This window comes from Streptomyces sp. NPDC005774, assembly GCF_042871645.1.
In the GTDB taxonomy this organism is placed as follows: Bacteria; Actinomycetota; Actinomycetes; order Streptomycetales; family Streptomycetaceae; genus Streptomyces; species Streptomyces pratens.
Genome location: NZ_JBIAIV010000014.1, coordinates 40084 through 55598, shown reverse-complemented (window position 1 = coordinate 55598; position 15515 = coordinate 40084). Strand labels below are relative to the sequence as shown.

Annotated in this window: 12 protein-coding genes; 5 read left to right on the top strand and 7 right to left on the bottom strand. The window is 71.5% G+C overall.

Annotated elements, in window-relative coordinates:
- Positions 1-9: 9 nt before the first annotated feature.
- A complete protein-coding gene (locus ACFYQA_RS15500) occupies positions 10-711 on the bottom strand; it encodes a hypothetical protein (RefSeq protein ID WP_388916980.1) in 702 nt (233 codons plus the stop codon).
- Positions 712-812: 101 nt separating this feature from the next.
- Entirely contained in the window at positions 813-2138 is a 1326-nt protein-coding gene (locus ACFYQA_RS15495) for a DUF2252 domain-containing protein (RefSeq protein ID WP_388916977.1), read from the bottom strand.
- Between the two features lie 260 nt (positions 2139-2398).
- Between ACFYQA_RS15495 and dnaE the strand changes: the two genes are divergently transcribed.
- Positions 2399-5938, top strand: a complete 3540-nt coding sequence (gene dnaE / locus ACFYQA_RS15490) for a DNA polymerase III subunit alpha (protein ID WP_388916974.1) — start codon at positions 2399-2401, stop codon at positions 5936-5938.
- Positions 5939-6094: 156 nt separating this feature from the next.
- Here the strand turns inward: dnaE and ACFYQA_RS15485 are convergent, their stop codons facing one another.
- Entirely contained in the window at positions 6095-6259 is a 165-nt protein-coding gene (locus tag ACFYQA_RS15485) for a hypothetical protein (RefSeq protein ID WP_386405706.1), read from the bottom strand.
- A gap of 283 nt (positions 6260-6542) precedes the next feature.
- On the opposite strand from ACFYQA_RS15485, the gene ACFYQA_RS15480 reads away from it, so the two are divergent.
- The 4 genes from ACFYQA_RS15480 (at position 6543) to ACFYQA_RS15465 (ending at position 10707) form a co-directional block, all read left to right on the top strand.
- The gene (locus tag ACFYQA_RS15480) at positions 6543-7754 is read left to right on the top strand and encodes an NYN domain-containing protein (RefSeq protein ID WP_388916971.1); all 1212 of its coding nucleotides are present in this window, start codon (positions 6543-6545) and stop codon (positions 7752-7754) included.
- A 207-nt stretch (positions 7755-7961) separates the two neighbouring features.
- Complete coding sequence (locus tag ACFYQA_RS15475) at positions 7962-8936, top strand: ABC transporter ATP-binding protein (RefSeq protein WP_388917249.1); 975 nt, start codon at positions 7962-7964, stop codon at positions 8934-8936.
- Between the two features lie 101 nt (positions 8937-9037).
- The gene (locus tag ACFYQA_RS15470) at positions 9038-9859 is read left to right on the top strand and encodes an ABC transporter permease (RefSeq protein WP_388916968.1); all 822 of its coding nucleotides are present in this window, start codon (positions 9038-9040) and stop codon (positions 9857-9859) included.
- A gap of 80 nt (positions 9860-9939) precedes the next feature.
- Positions 9940-10707, top strand: coding sequence for an AAA family ATPase (locus ACFYQA_RS15465; RefSeq protein WP_388916965.1), 768 nt, complete (start codon positions 9940-9942; stop codon positions 10705-10707).
- A gap of 565 nt (positions 10708-11272) precedes the next feature.
- Here ACFYQA_RS15465 and ybaK read toward each other — a convergent pair.
- From ybaK to ACFYQA_RS15445, 4 genes are all read right to left on the bottom strand, one after another.
- Positions 11273-11773 (bottom strand): Cys-tRNA(Pro) deacylase, encoded by a 501-nt coding sequence (gene ybaK, locus ACFYQA_RS15460; protein WP_388916962.1) that lies wholly within the window; start codon positions 11771-11773, stop codon positions 11273-11275.
- Positions 11774-11842: 69 nt separating this feature from the next.
- The gene (locus ACFYQA_RS15455) at positions 11843-12583 is read right to left on the bottom strand and encodes an LON peptidase substrate-binding domain-containing protein (protein ID WP_388916959.1); all 741 of its coding nucleotides are present in this window, start codon (positions 12581-12583) and stop codon (positions 11843-11845) included.
- 11 nt (positions 12584-12594) lie between these two features.
- Positions 12595-13647 carry a hypothetical protein gene (locus ACFYQA_RS15450; protein ID WP_388916956.1) on the bottom strand — a complete coding sequence of 351 codons (1053 nt, stop codon included), beginning with the start codon at positions 13645-13647 and terminating at the stop codon, positions 12595-12597.
- 173 nt (positions 13648-13820) lie between these two features.
- A complete protein-coding gene (locus ACFYQA_RS15445) occupies positions 13821-15398 on the bottom strand; it encodes an oxidoreductase (protein ID WP_388916953.1) in 1578 nt (525 codons plus the stop codon).
- Between the last annotated feature and the right edge of the window lie 117 nt (positions 15399-15515).

Here is a 15515-nt window from a genome sequence, read left to right as displayed (position 1 = left end):
TGAGCCGTCTCAGGCGAGGGCGGGGGAGCACGGCGGTCCACGCCGTCCCAGGGAGCGCACGAAGAACCGGTTCACGGCCGTGGTGGTCCGGTGGTCCGGGAGGGCCGGCCGGCGGACCTTCGGGGCGCGGCGCACGGTCACCGCGGCGACCGCCAGCAGCAGCGGCCGGAAGGTGGTGGCCGTCACCGCGCCCAGCAGCTGGGCCAGCGCCCGCTCGCCGCGGTGCAGCCAGGCGGCGGCGAGCAGACCGACGCCGATGTGCGCGCCGAGCAGCAGCCACGCGGTGGCCGGGTCGGCCTGGGCGAGCAGCCCGGTGAACCGGTCGCCGCCGTGGACCGCGGTGCCGGTCACCTGCGTCAGCGAGGCGCCCACGCCGCTGCCCTGACCGCACAGCACGTCGAAGCCGACCGAGCGCAACGGGCCCGCGACCGGGCCGCCCATCCGGCCGTAACAGACGTGCTGGCCGGTGGTGAAGACGGTGTCGGCGGCCAGCTCCAGCGGGACCAGCAGGGCGGCGATCCGCCCGAAGGAGCGCTGCCGGCCCGCGAGGGCGTACGCCAGGACGAACACGGCGACGGCGATCACCGTCACCGTGCTCAAGGGCAGGGGAGCCCCGGACAGCAGCACGTGCGACGCGGTACTGAGGGTCACGACCACGGTCGTGAACAGCACCGCGCGCACGGCTCTGAACGGGGTTCCGGATATGTCCATGGTGGGGCCGAGTCTGTCATGCGCTCCGGTAAGGGATCCCTAAAGGGTTCCGGTCGACAGGATTTTCCCGCCCGCCCGGGGATTCCCGGGCGGGCGGAAGGTCACAGTCCCGGGATCCTGCCGTTGCGGAACAGGTCCAGGAAGATCTGGTGGTCGCCGCGCGCACGGGCGCCGTAGCTGTGCGCGAAGTCGACCAGCAGGGGTTCCAGGCCCTCCTCGTCGGCCGCGATCGCCGCGTCGATGGCGCGCTCGGTGGAGAACGGCACCAGGGACTCGCCGGACGTGTCGTCCGCCGCCGCGTGCATCGTGGCCGTGGCCCGGCCGAGGTCGGCGACGACCTGCGCGATCTCCTCCGGCTCGTCGATGTCGCCCCAGTCCAGGTCCACCGCGTACGGCGATACCTCCGCGACCAGCTGCCCCGCGCCGTCCAGCTCGGTCCAGCCCAGCCACGGGTCGGCGTGCGCCTGCAGGGCGCGCTGGGAGATCACCGTGCGGTGGCCCTCGTGCTGGAAGTAGTCCCGGATCGACGGGTCGGTGATGTGCCGGGAGACGGCCGGCGTCTGCGCCTGCTTGATGTAGATCACCACATCGTTCTCCAGGGCGTCGCTGTGCCCCTCCAGCAGGATGTTGTACGACGGCAGCCCGGCCGAGCCGATGCCCACGCCCCGGCGGCCCACGACGTCCTTCACCCGGTAGGAGTCCGGACGGGCCAGCGAGGCGTCCGGCAGCGTCTCCAGGTAGCCGTCGAAAGCGGCGAGGACCTTGTAGCGGGTGGCGGCGTCGAGTTCGACCGCGCCGCCACCGGAGGCGAAGCGGCGCTCGAAGTCACGGATGGCGGTCATCGAGTCCAGCAGCCCGAACCGGGTCAGCGAGCGGGCGTCGCGCAGCGCGTCGAGCAGCGGGCCCTGCGCGGTGTCCAAGGTGAACGGCGGCACCTCGTCGCTCTTCGCGCCGGTCGCCAGCGCGTGGATCCGCTCCCGGTACGCGGCCGTGTAGATCCGCACCAGCTCGGTGATCTGCTCGTCGCTGAGCGCCTTCGCGTAACCGATCAGCGCCATGGAGGCGGCGAAGCGCTTGAGGTCCCAGGTGAAGGGGCCGACGTAGGCCTCGTCGAAGTCGTTGACGTTGAAGACCAGGCGGCCGTTGGAGTCCATGTACGTGCCGAAGTTCTCCGCGTGCAGATCGCCGTGGATCCACACCCGGGACGTCCGGTCGTCCAGGTACGGGCCGCCGCGCTTCTCGGCGTCCAGATCGTGGTAGAAGAGACACGCCGTGCCCCGGTAGAACGCGAACGCCGAGGCCGCCATCTTCCGGAACTTCACGCGGAAGGCGGCCGGGTCGGCGGCCAGGAGTTCGCCGAAGGCGGTGTCGAGAACGGCGAGAATCTCCTCGCCGCGGTGCTCGTCATTGAGCTGCGGGACCGACATCGCTGAGTGCCTCCTGGTACGGGATATTCGGGGGACGGCTGAGCCGTCCCCCGAGTCAACGTGCGGCACGTCACCTGAGTGCCCGCGCCGCTCGCCCGAAGGTACGTCCGGCGGAGCCTCGAGCGTCAGTGCCGGGGCATAGACTTCGACGCTGACCACCAGACTGTCCGCCTGCCCGTCGCCGAGTGTCCACCCGCCACCCGACCACCCTCCTGGACGGGGCGCTCCGCGCCGCAGCATTCATCCTCGGAGGCCGAACCGTGTCGAAGACGCCGTTCACGCACCTGCACGTCCACACCCAGTACTCGCTGCTGGACGGTGCCGCGCGGCTGAAGGACATGTTCAACGCCTGCAACGAGATGGGCATGAGCCACATCGCCATGTCCGACCACGGCAACCTGCACGGCGCATACGACTTCTTCCACACCGCGCAGAAGGCCGGAGTCACCCCGATCATCGGGATCGAGGCCTATGTCGCGCCCGAGTCGCGGCGCACCAAGCGCAAGATCCAATGGGGTCAGCCGCACCAGAAGCGGGACGACGTCTCCGGTTCGGGCGGTTACACCCACAAGACCATCTGGGCGGTCGACAGCACGGGCCTGCACAACCTCTTCAAGCTCTCCTCCGACGCGTACGCGGAGGGCTGGCTGCAGAAGTGGCCCCGGATGGACAAGGAGACCATCTCCAAGTGGTCCACCGGGCTGGTCGCCTCCACCGGCTGCCCCTCCGGCGAGGTCCAGACCCGGCTGCGCCTCGGCCACTTCGACGAGGCGCTGAAGGCTGCCTCCGACTACCAGGACATCTTCGGCAAGGAGCGGTACTTCCTGGAGCTGATGGACCACGGCATCGAGATCGAGCGCCGGGTCCGTGACGGGCTGCTGGAGATCGGGAAGAAACTCGGCATCCCGCCCCTGGTGACCAACGACTCGCACTACACGTACGCGCACGAGGCGACCGCCCACGACGCGCTGCTGTGCATCCAGACCGGCAAGAACCTCTCCGACCCCGACCGCTTCCGCTTCGACGGCACCGGCTACTACCTCAAGTCCACCGACGAGATGTACGCCATCGACTCCTCCGACGCCTGGCAGCAGGGCTGCGCCAACACCAGGCTGATCGCCGACATGGTCGACACCACGGGCATGTTCGAGAAGCGCGACCTCATGCCCAAGTTCGACATCCCCGAGGGGTACACCGAGGTCAGCTGGTTCCGTGAGGAAACCATCCGCGGCATGCACCGCCGCTTCCCGGGCGGCATCCCGGACGACCGCATGAAGCAGGTCGAGTACGAGATGGACACCATCATCTCGATGGGCTTCCCCGGGTACTTCCTCGTCGTCGCCGACTTCATCATGTGGGCCAAGAAGCAGGGCATCGCGGTCGGCCCCGGCCGCGGCTCCGCGGCCGGCTCCATCGTCGCCTACGCCATGGGGATCACCGACCTCGACCCGATCCCGCACGGACTGATCTTCGAGCGGTTCCTCAACCCCGAGCGCGTCTCCATGCCCGACGTCGACATCGACTTCGACGAGCGCAGGCGCGTCGAGGTGATCCGGTACGTGACGGAGAAGTACGGCGCCGACAAGGTCGCCATGATCGGCACCTACGGCAAGATCAAGGCGAAGAACGCCATCAAGGACTCCGCGCGCGTGCTGGGCTACCCGTACGCCATGGGCGACCGGCTCACCAAGGCCATGCCCGCCGACGTCCTCGGCAAGGGCATCGACCTCGACGGCATCACCAACCCCTCGCACCCGCGCTACAACGAGGCCGGCGAGATCCGCGCGATGTACGAGAACGAGCCGGACGTGAAGAAGGTCATCGACACCGCCAAGGGCGTCGAGGGCCTCGTGCGGCAGATGGGCGTGCACGCGGCCGGCGTGATCATGTCCAGCGAACCCATCGTCGACCACGCCCCGCTCTGGACACGGCACACCGACGGCGTGACCATCACACAGTGGGACTACCCCCAGTGCGAGTCGCTCGGCCTCCTGAAGATGGACTTCCTGGGCCTGCGCAACCTCACGATCATGGACGACGCCATCAAGATGGTGAAGGCCAACAAGGGCATCGACCTGGAGATGCTCGCCCTCCCGCTGGACGACCCCAAGACCTTCGAACTGCTCTGCCGCGGTGACACCCTCGGCGTCTTCCAGTTCGACGGCGGCCCGATGCGCTCGCTGCTCCGCCAGATGCAGCCCGACAACTTCGAGGACATCTCCGCCGTCTCGGCCCTCTACCGGCCGGGCCCGATGGGCATGAACTCGCACATCAACTACGCGGAGCGCAAGAACAACCGCCAGGAGATCACGCCGATCCACAAGGAACTGGAGGAGCCGCTCCAGGAGGTGCTGTCGGTCACCTACGGCCTGATCGTCTACCAGGAGCAGGTGCAGAAGGCCGCCCAGATCATCGCGGGCTACTCGCTCGGCGAGGCCGACATCCTCCGCCGCGTGATGGGCAAGAAGAAGCCCGACGAACTGGCGAAGAACTTCGTCCTCTTCCAGGAGGGCGCCCGCAGCAACGGCTACAGCGACGAAGCGATCCAGGCCCTGTGGGACGTGCTGGTCCCCTTCGCCGGCTACGCGTTCAACAAGGCCCACTCCGCCGCGTACGGACTGGTGTCGTACTGGACCGGCTACCTCAAGGCGAACTACCCGGCCGAGTACATGGCCGCGCTGCTCACCTCGGTCAAGGACGACAAGGACAAGTCGGCCGTCTACCTCAACGAGTGCCGCCGCATGGGCATCAAGGTGCTCCCGCCGAACGTCAACGAGTCGGAGTCGAACTTCGCCGCGCAGGGCGACGACGTGATCCTCTTCGGCCTGTCCGCGGTCCGCAACGTCGGCACCAACGTCGTCGAGTCGATCATCAAGAGCCGCAAGGCCAAGGGGAAGTACGACTCCTTCCCGGACTACCTCGACAAGGTCGAGGCGGTCGTCTGCAACAAGCGGACCACCGAGTCTCTGATCAAGGCGGGCGCCTTCGACTCCATGGGGCACACCCGCAAGGGCCTCACCGCCCAGTACGAGCCGATGATCGACAACGTGGTCGCGGTCAAGCGCAAGGAGGCCGAGGGACAGTTCGACCTCTTCGGCGGCATGGGCGAGGAGGAGACCAGCGAGCCCGGCTTCGGCCTCGACGTCACCTTCACCGACGACGAGTGGGACAAGACCTACCTGCTCGCGCAGGAGCGGGAGATGCTCGGACTGTACGTCTCCGACCACCCGCTGTTCGGGCTGGAGCACGTCCTGTCCGACAAGGCCGACGCGGGCATCTCCCAGCTCACCGGCGGCGACTTCGGCGACGGCGCGGTGGTCACCATCGGCGGCATCATCTCCGGCCTCCAGCGCAAGATGACCAAGCAGGGCAACGCCTGGGCGATCGCCACCGTGGAAGACCTCGCCGGGTCCATCGAGTGCATGTTCTTCCCCGCGACCTACCAGCTCGTCTCGACCCAACTCGTCGAGGACGCCGTGGTGTTCGTCAAGGGCCGGCTCGACAAGCGCGAGGACGTGCCGCGGCTGGTCGCCATGGAGCTCCAGGTCCCGGACCTGTCCAACGCGGGCACCAACGCGCCCGTCGTGCTCACCATTCCGGCGACCAGGGTCACCCCGCCGATGGTCAGCCGCCTCGGCGAGATCCTCGGCCACCACAAGGGCGACAGCGAGGTCCGTATCAAGCTCCAGGGGCCGACGAAGACGACGGTGCTGCGCCTGGACCGGCACCGGGTGAAGCCGGACCCCGCCCTGTTCGGCGACCTCAAGGTCCTCCTCGGCCCGTCCTGCCTGGCGGGCTAGGCCTGTCCGGCGGGCCGTGGGCCGTGGCCCGGGTGACCGGGCGACCGGTGAGATGGCCGAGGCCGACGGGACCGACGGCCAGAGGGGTGCGCCCGGTGACGGGCACACCCCTCTGCACATGCCGTGCGCGTGGCTCAAAAGTCCACCGCGCGGGCGTCAGTTGTGGCCGAAGCGCTTCTCCCTGCCCTTGCGGGCGACATCTCCGGGCGTGATCTGCGGGCCGTGCTGCTCGGTCTGCGGCTCCGCCGAGGGATGCTGCGCCGTCTGCTGGGCGCGTCCGGTCTGCGGCTGCTTCCGTTCACGGTTCTTGTTCTTGGCCATGGTGATGCCTCCTGTGGGGATGTAGGGCCCCTCGTTCGGATCCCGCCGGACTCGCGGGGCCCGGCCTGATCCGAACGAGGGACCCTGGGGCCAGGACCGGGACCAGACTCACATGGCGGAAGAGTCATCGCATGTCGGACAATTACCGTGTGTGACAGGGTGGCTCGGCGAAGGAAGTGTGGAAACGCCACGCCGAAGATCGAGTTCGGGCCGTTAACCCCGGCGTGGTCGGGCAGACTCGAAGCAAGCCCGAAGCAAACCTCCCGGAAAGAGGGTGGATCGCGTGGACCGCTGCATTGTCCTGGTGGACGCCGGGTATCTGCTGGGGGCCGCCGCCAGTCTCCTCGCCGGGGAGCCCTCGCGGTCCCGGATCACCGTCGATCACGCCGCCCTCATCCAGGGATTGCGCGACCGGGCCGAGTCCGACACGGGCCGGCCCCTGTTGCGCATCTACTGGTTCGACGGCGCCCCGGACCGGGTGCCGCAGCCCGAGCACCGCCGGCTGCGGGTCATGCCCAGGGTCACCGTCCGGCTGGGCGCGCTCACCCGCAGCGACGGCCGGTGGGCGCAGAAGGGCGTCGACGCCGCAATGCACGCCGAGTTGACCGAGCTGGCCCGCAACCGCGCCTGTTCCGACATCGTCCTGGTCACCGGCGACGGCGACCTGATGCCCGGCATGATGGCGGCCAAGGAGCACGGTGTCGCCGTCCACCTGTGGGCCGTCCAGGCCGCCGACGGCGACTACAACCAGTCCGAGGACCTGGTCGCCGAGGCCGACGAACGCCGGGTGCTGGACCGTGCCTGGATCACCAAGGCGGTGCGCGCCAAGGAGGACCATTCCGGCGTGTGCGCGCCGCCCCCCGCGGCCCGCTCCGAGATCGCCGCGATCCTCGCCGCCCCGCTGCCGGAGTCCGCGCCCGCCCAGGGGGAGGAGCCGGCCGCCCAGGAGCCGCCGCACCCGGCCGCCGCCGGACACAACGGCACCGGCGAGCGGGCGCCCGCCACCAAGGGTGTACCCACGCCCAAGGACCTGGCGGCCCTGCGCGCTCCCGGCACCCCGCACCCCCACCCGCCGCAGTCCGCCACCCTGCGCTGGTCCTCCGACAAGGGCTGGGCCGACCGGCCCGTCGCCGAGCCCCCCGAGGCAGCCTCCATGCCGACGCTGGCCCAGCTGACCACGGCGGAGCAGCGGTGGGCCGACCGTGAGGAGGACATCACCACGGTCGGCGGGGACCCCTTCGAGGTGGGACAGGTCTTCGCCCGCCGCTGGGTGGAGCGGCTGGGGGACCAGGGCGGCCTCCAGAAGCTGTCCGGCATGTACCCCCGCATCCCGCACCGCGTCGACGGCGAGCTGCTGCGCTACGCCGCCCGCTTCGGCCTGCTCGCCCACAAGGACGACCAGATCGACGAACGCGACCGGTACGCCATCCGTGCGGGCTTCTGGCGCGAGCTGGACGCGCGTACGGGGACGGACCGTGCCCCGGTCGGGGACTGACCCCGACGCCGGGGCCGGGCACTGGCCGTGCGGTGCCGCCCCGTACGGCCCCGCGCCGGGACGGACCGGCGCCTTGCGAGGGCTCGTCGTTCCACCGGGGGATCGGGGCGGTCGGCCGACCCGGAAGTGGAGCGGGGGCGCGGACCCCGTAGTCTCGTTCTTGTGAGTACGCGCGCGGTACAGGCATTCCGGCACGACAGTGACATCGTGTGCGTGGTGCGCGGGCTGACCAAGACCTACCCGGCGGCCCGCGGACGCCGCGGAGTGCCGGCGACCCCCGAGGTCCGGGCCACCGACGACGTCGCGCTCGACGTCCGGCGTGGTGAGATCTTCGGACTGCTCGGGCCGAACGGTGCCGGCAAGTCCACGCTCGTACGCCAGCTCACCGGACTGATGCGGCCCGACCGCGGCAGCGTCCACATCCTAGGCCACGACATCGTGCGCCACCCCGAGCGGGCCGCACGGATCCTCGCCTACCTCGGGCAGGAGTCCACCGCCCTCGACGAGCTGACCGTGTCGCTCGCCGTCGAGACCACCGCGCGGCTGCGCGGCCTCGACGCGGAGCGGGCGTGCGCGGAGCGGGACGACGTCCTCGACGAACTCGGGCTCACCCCGATCGCCGCGCGCCCCCTGAAGAAGCTGTCCGGCGGCCAGCGCCGGCTGGCCTGTTTCGCCGCCTCGCTGGTCGGCGAGCGGCCCCTGCTGGTGCTCGACGAACCCACCGTCGGCATGGACCCGATCGCGCGGCGCGCGGTGTGGTCCGCCGTCGACCGACGCCGGGCCGAGCAGGGCGCCACCGTGCTGCTGGTCACCCACAACGTCATCGAGGCCGAGACCGTGCTCGACCGGGTCGCCGTGCTCGACCGGGGCCGGGTGATCGCCTGTGACAGCCCGTCCGGACTGAAGGAACAGGTCGCGGGTGAGGTCCGGGTCGACCTGGTGTGGCGCGAGACGGCCCCCCTGCACGTACCGGAGGTGGCCGCGCTCCAGGACCGCGCCGTCGAGTCCGGCCGTCGCTGGACACTGCGGCTGGGGCCGGAGGAGGCCCGTGCTGTCGTGGCCACCGTCACCGGCGGCGCCGCCTTCGCCGCCCTGGACGACTTCACGCTCACCACGCCCACTCTGGAGGACGTGTACCTGGCGCTGGGCGGTGCCGTACGGCAGGGGCTGGTGAAGGCATGAACGGCGGGCCCCTGAATGCGCCGGGCGCCGCATCCGTACGGAACAGGACGACTGCCGGAGTGGATCCGGGCGAGCCTCCGAGCGAAGGGGAGCAGCGCGACGTGAGTGTCGTACCCGCCGATGTCCTGCCGGGCGCCGTCCTGGCCGCGGAGGAGACCGCGCCGCAGCCGGCCGTGCTCGGCCCCCGGGCGCGGCTGTGGCCGTCGCTGGCGGCCGTGTACCGGGCGCAGCTCTCCCGGGCTCGGGTGGCGCGGATCCCGCTGCTGTTCGTGGCGACCTTCCAGTCCGTCGGGATCATGGTCCTGATGCGCGGGGTCGTGGACGGCGGCTCGGAGGCACGGGCGGTGGTGGCCGGATCGGCCGTCCTGGTCGTCGCCTTCGTCGCGCTCAACCTGCTCGCGCAGTACTTCGGACAGCTGCGGGCCAGCGGCGGACTCGACCACTACGCGACGCTGCCCGTCCCGCCGGCCGCGGTGGTGCTGGGCGCGGCCGGCGCCTACGCCTCCTTCACCGTGCCGGGGACGGTGGTGACGGCGGCCTTCGGATGCGTACTGTTCGGACTGCCGCTGACGCATCTGTGGGTGCTGGCCGCCGTGATCCCGCTGTCGGGTGCCGCGCTCGCCGGGCTGGGGGCAGCCCTGGGGCTGCTCGCGCCGCGGCCCGAGTTCGCCACGCTGCTCGGCCAGCTCGGCATGTCGGCCGCGCTGCTGCTGGGCGTGCTGCCGGCGGAACGGATGCCGGAGGCGGTACGCGTCGTCCGGGACCTGCTGCCGTCGACGTACGGTGTCGAGGCCCTCGCGCGGACCTTCGCGCCGCATCCCGACTGGGCACTGGTCCTCGGCGACCTCGCGGTGTGCGGGGTGGTCGGCGTGCTCTCGCTGGCCGTGGCGACCTGGGCGTACCGCAGGGCAGCCGTCCGCTGACCCGTACGGCGCCCCGTTCGGTGACGTGTCGGTGACCTGTCCGTGTCACGCCGCACAGCCGGGCCTGGCACGATGTCAGGGTGAGCGCACCTCTGACACCACCACCGCCTCCACATGAACACTCCCCGCACGGCGGGTGGCAGTCACCGTCCGCCGGGCAGGTGGCCGCCGCCTCCGCCGACGGGCCGGCCACGGAAGTCCCGGACGCCGGGTCCACCGGGCACGGTGACCGGGCAGGGTACGGCTGGTACGAACAGGACGGCCCCGGGATGAAGACGGAACTGCGTGAGGCCGCCGTGACCGTGGTGGCGGTGGCGCTCGGCGGGGTACTGCTCGGGGTGCTGTGGTGGTGGCTGGCGCCGCGGGTTCCGCTGGTGGGCGACGTCGCGGGCGACAACTGGGTCGTCTACCTCAAGGACACCGAGGGCGAGCAGGCCATCGGCGTGGACGGGACGTTCGCGCTGCTCGCGCTGGCGTTCGGTGCGGTGAGCGCGCTCGCCGTGTTCCTCGTGCGGCGGCGCGGGGGTGTGCCGCTGGTGGTGGCGCTCGGGGTCGGCGGGTTGCTCGGATCACTGCTGGCGTGGCGGCTCGGGGTGTGGCTCGGGCCCGCCCAGGACGTCATCGCCCAGGCGAGGGACGTCGGCAAGGGCGTGACGTTCGACGCGCCGCTGAAGCTGAGCGCCAAAGGAGCGCTGCTGGCCTGGCCGTTCGCCGGGCTGGTCGTCCACCTGGGCCTGACCGCGCTGTTCGGCCCCCGTGACCCCGACCCCGACCCTGGCTCCTACCTCTACCCGCCGGTCGACCCGTACGTCCCGCAGCCGCCGCACGACGGATTCCCGAAGCTGTAGGGCCTCCCCGGCGGGCAGGCCCTACAGCTCCGGCCCGGTTGCGGTGTCAGGCCGGGCGCCTGCCATGGTTCGCGCGGCCCTTCCTGGTGCGCCACTTGCGTTTGCGTGTTCTCTTCGACATGCCTCTTCTGATTAACCGAAGAAGCGGGGTTTGTCGAGGGGCGTCAACTGCTTGCCGGGAGTGTGCGCGAGGGCGGTTCGGCTCGGCCGTGTGAGGGGCGGCTCGCGGTGTCCGGGCTCGCGGTGTCGTGGACCCCGTCCGGGGTGACGTGATCGTGCGGTCCGGGACGCCGGGCACGGCGTCGGCGAGCGGGGACCCTGTTTCACCGGAGTGATGGTCCAGGGCCTCCCCGTCGCCCTGGCCGTCCTCATGTGGCCGGGTCGCGCAGGGAACCGGCCTCCCGGGCCCGGACCCCACGTACGGGATGCGTGTCGCCGCCCCGGGGCCGAGTACGCCAGGGGGTCTGGGGGTACCTCCCACGCCCTTGAGGCAGTGGGGGAGCGCCCAGGACCGCTCGGGGCGTGCGGCCGAGCAGACCCACTCCTGCCCGGTCCGGAGAAACGGTCAGGTACGCCCGATCGGGGCGAGTACCGCCGAGGTCAGCTCGGCCAGGTCGGCGGGGGAGAGCTCGACCTCCAGACCGCGACGGCCGGCCGAGACGCAGACCGTCTCGTGCAGGCCGACCGATTCGTCCAGCACCGTACGCAGCCGCTTGCGCTGGCCGAGGGGCGAGATACCGCCCCGGACGTAGCCCGTGGTGCGTTCCACCAGGGCGGGGTCGGCCATCGAGGCCCGTTTGCCGCCGACCGCCGCCGCCAGGCCCTTCAGGTCCAGCTGCCCCGCCACCGGGACCACCGCCACCGTCAGCGCGCCGTCGACGTCCGCCACCAGCGTCTTGAAGACCCGGTCGGGGGAGACGCCCATCGCCTCGGCCGCCTCCTCGCCGTAGGACGGGTGGGAGGGGTCGTGGTCGTAGGAGTGGACGGTGAACGGCACCTCGGCCGCGGTGAGTGCCACCGTCGCGGGCGTCCCGCCCGACTGCTGCTTCTTCGGTTTCTTCGCCATCCCGGCCCCGTTTCTGTCCCCGCGCTCGGTCTCGTTCCCGTCCCGCTCCGGGAAGCGTACGGTCGTACGTCAGTTGAGGTACGTCGGTCCGCGGGTCAGCTCCGCCGCCGGCAGCGACGGCAGGTTGCGGATGATGGCCGTCTCCGTGCGAAGGAGTTCCAGCTCGTCGCGGAGCCGGGACGCCGTGTCCGGCGCCTGGAGCAGACGCTGCTTCGTCGGCGTGTCGAGCATCATCGCGGCGGCGACCAGATAGGACACGACCCCCGGCTCGTCCGGCAGGTCCGCGCCGGTCGCCAGCGACCGCTCACGCGCCCCCGCCAGCCGCTTCTGGTACTGGCGGAACGCCCGCAGCACTCCCTCGGCGAGCGCCCCCGCCTCCTCGCCGGGCGCCTCGAGCACCGGCTCCAGCTCGGCCGTCAGGAACGGCCCGGAGGCATCGACCGACAGCAGCCGTGCCCGCGTCGTCCCCGTCGCAAGCACCTCGAAGGTGCCGTCGGCCCGCTCCCGGATCGTCGCCGCGTCGGCCACACAACCCACCTTGTGGAAGGACCGGAGCGGGTCGGGGCCGAAGCCCGCCGCGGGGCCCAGCTCGGGTACGGCCGTCGGGTCCGGGATGCCGGGGGCGCTCGGGGCGACCTCGTGGCCGTCGCGGATCGTCACGACGGCGAACCGGCGCGGCTCGTCCTCCGGTGTCTTCAGAAGCTCGCGCATCATGGCGCGATAGCGCTCCTCGAAGATGTTCAACGGAAGCACGAGCCCGGGGAACAGCACCGAGTTCAGGGGAAAGAGCGGGAGCCGGGCGGTGGTCACGACGTAAAAGCCTAATGGTCGCCGGACCGGGCCCGGCGGCCCCGTTCACTCCGTGGATGCCGGGAGCCCGTGGCGGGGCCGGCGGACACCGCCTCGTACAGGTCCCGGCGCACCTCCAGGAACCGGCCGAGGGGATCCTCCGCCTCCCGCTCCCAGGGCGTGGAGGTGGCGTACGGGCCGGTGAGCCGCAGCTGCTCCAGGGCCTCCGGCCGGCGCTCCAGGCGCAGCAGGACGTACGCCAGAAGGTTGCGCAGGCCGGCCGGCCGGGGGTGGGCCGCCGGAAGCCGGGCGGACAGGGCCAGAGCGCGGTCGGCCGCCGCGTCGAGCCGCTCGCGCGGTACCTCGGGGCCGCCGCCGTCGGTGAGGTACGCGAAGGCAGCCCGCAGCGGCAGGGACTGCGTGAGCGAGCCGTCCGGCGCGTCCTGCGCGGCCTGGTCGGCGAAGTCGAAGCACTCGAGGTGTGCGCCGTGCCAGGAGGACGACAGGTAGCGCAGGGCCGCCACGTGGCAGCCGTAGTGGTGCGGGGCGCGGCGGACCGCGGCCTCCCACAACTCCTGGAAGTACCGGTGCCCGGCCCGGGCGCCGCGGGCGTGGTCCAGGGCGAGCCGCCACGGGACCGGGTCGTGGTGGTCGGCCCGCGCGGCGGCCGTGATCAGCGGGCTCACCTCGCGCAGCAGTTCGACACGGGCCGGTGAGTCCCATGCGCGGTGCACCGCCCGCTGGGCGTCCACGAGCAGTCCGTCGGGGTTGTGCGGGTCGTGGACGCGCCAGGTGTCCAGCCACTCGGGGCGCGAGCGGGCGAAGACGGCCAACTGGCGCACATACCGGTCGCGGTGCTCCCACGCCCCGCGGTGCCGGGTGGCGGCGAGCAGGCCGACGGCGGGCGCGGGGTCGCCGGCCGCGGCCCCGACCAGGACCGGGCCCAGCACCTCGTCGGGGACGTCGAGCAATACCTCGGCGTCCGCGGGCAGCACGAGGACGCCGGGCTGGACGGTGCCCGACGACTTTCCTCGCACCCGGGAAACACGGGTGAACGCGTGCAGCAGAGCCATGGTGTCGACCATTGAAAGACCGCAGGTCACAGCGGCGCCAGACCCTTCACGGAAGTCACGGAAGGTTGTACGCCATTCGTTCAAGGCCGAGTAAAGAAGGAGGCGGGCCCTCCGGGACCGGGAAGGCGCCGGTCACCGCCGGCCGGGCGCTGGCCAGGTGTGGGCCGGGCGCCGGGTCGGGCCGGTCAGCCGCGGCGCAGGGCCCGGGTCGCGCCCGCCGCCACCGTCGTGGCGAGGATCCAGCCGAGCAGGATGAAGGCGACCGCGAGCCACTGCCAGCCACCACGCAGTTGCCAGAACCCCACCTGGCCCAGATCGATCACCGGCAGCAGCAGGTCCAGGACGAAGAGGGCCGGGTCCCACGCCGGATGCTCGCCGCTCTTGATCGGTGGATGGTACGCGCGTGTGAATGCCAGCGAACCGCCCGCCCACAGCACCGCCATCCACACCGCGGCCCGCCCCGGCCGGTAGCCGTAGGCGACCGTCCAGTCCTGCGCGTAGCCCCACAGCTTGGCCGCCAGAGGGAGGCTCTCACGGCGCCGGCGCTGCTTGGCGAGCAGCACCTCGCGGGCGTCCTCCTCCTCGCCGCCCGCCCGCAGCACGGCGGCCAGCCGCTCATACGGCTCCGGGGCATACTCGGCGCTCGCCGCGGCCACCCACTCCAGCCGCTCCGCCAGCGGGAACGGCCCGCGCGGCACGAGGTTCTCGTAGGCGAAGCCGCCCATGTGCAGCCGGCCCGGCCCCGGCCAGCTGTCCGCCCGGTCCATCAGGTTGACCACCCGCGCTCCCGACAGCGCCACCCGCCCGCGGGCCGGCCGCTCCCCGAGGAAGCGCAGCTCCGGCGTCTGCACCCGGCGCAGCGACAGCTCCTGATCATCGGTCAGGGTGAACCGGGCCCGCTCGAAGTCGACCGCGTCCCCGAACCGCCCGTCGTCCAGCCGCACCCCGCCCTGGCACTCGAACCGCTGAATCCGCGTCCCGCGCGCCGGTGTCATCCCGCTCCGCGCCTGGGTGCCGATCCCCGCGGGCGTCAGATACAGCGACCGCTCGACGGTCAGCTGCGGCGCGTTCAACGCGAGCCGGGAGGACGGGTTGACCAGCCGGGCCCCGCGCAGACTCACCGAGACGCCTATCGTCGCGCCGCGCAAGCTCAGTTCGCCGTGCGACTCCAGCAGCTCGGCCTGGAGGTCCTGGCCGACCGTCATACCGTCCGCGGCTATCGACCGGCCGCTGCGGTCGCGGTGCACGACCGCCTGGTTGAGCAGCAGATCCGTGCCGATCCGGGCGTCGGTCAGCCGTATGCCCCCCAGGAACCGGCAGCGCGGCAGGTGCAGATCGCCCTCGGTCTGCAACCGGGCCGCCTCCAGCCGCGGCACCGAGCAGTCCACCAGCCGTACCGTCGTGAATCGGGCCTCAGGCAGCAGCACGTCCCGCTCGAAACGGCAGTCGCGCATCTCCACGTACGGCACCACCGTGCCGCCCGCGAGGTCCAGCGCGCCGCTGATCAGCACCCCGACCAGCTTCAGAGAGGAGACCCGGCCGGCCAGTGCGGGCGGACCGTCCAGCAGGAGCCGGCACACGGTCCGCGCCCGGACGGTCCGCTCGGGGCCCCACGGATGCCCTCCGTGCGGATCGTCGACGACGGAGTCCCCGCTGCTCAGGTCGTACACGCTGCCGTTGCGGAAGGCCTGCCACATGCCGGCCTCCGTCGCCGTCAGATCGGCCGGCACCTCACCGGAGCGTCGTGCCTCCCCCTCGGCCACTGTCCTCCCCTCCTTCCCCAGGTACTCGTGAGTTCGTCACTTCGTACAACTCGTACGTGTACAACGCTTCATGCCCATCGAGTGACCTTTCGAACACATAAAGTAAGAAGGATCTTC